A 659-nucleotide genomic window follows, 5' to 3' on the forward strand; every position below is an offset into this window, starting at 1 on the left:
TGGCGGTCAGAATGTATCCTTCTCGGTCGAACTCAATCGTGGCTAGAGACAGATCTAACGCGTTCAAAATGGCTTCTTTTTGCTCTGATTCTAGCCTCTGTTGTGTCACGTCTGACGCGATCTTGACTACTTTTTCAATTTGTCCGTGTTCAGATTCAATGGGAAAGTAACTGGCTTCAAGTACCAGTCTTTCACGTTGCGAGGTTAGACGCTCAAACGTACCGCGCTTATGCTTACCCATTTTTAAATCATCCCAAAATTGTTGGTATCGAGGGGACTGAACATAGCCTCGGTCACAGAAAATCGAATGATGTTTTCCAACAATCGCTTCTCGTGTGTATCCGACACAAGAAAGAAATAAATCATTCGCATTGAGAATGATACCTCTCGTATCAAACTCAATCATTGCCATACTATCGGATAAGCCTTTGATGAAGCGGCTGTATTCACTTTCTGCTTCTTGGTTTCGAGTTCGCAAGCCAAACATTTTGAATTCCTTTTCTAAATGAGCTTTTCAAGAATTTAGTTTTCGCCATTTGTTCGATGTAAGTATTTGTAAATAAAGTTGTCAGTATGTAAATTTAGGCGTACATGTGCATAAAGCAAATGGCAGCAGAGTCAATTTTGTCGCGTTTTTGGCGAATGTTTGATGGCTTTGA

1 protein-coding gene is annotated in these 659 nt (G+C 40.7%); it reads right to left on the bottom strand.

The annotated features are described in order from the left end of the window. The coding region (locus R7O13_RS27735) for a PAS domain-containing protein (RefSeq protein WP_318305304.1) at positions 1-487 on the bottom strand (487 nt) is incomplete at its 3' end. Positions 488-659: the final 172 nt, after the last annotated feature.

The sequence above is a fragment of the Vibrio sp. Y176 genome, assembly GCF_033438945.1.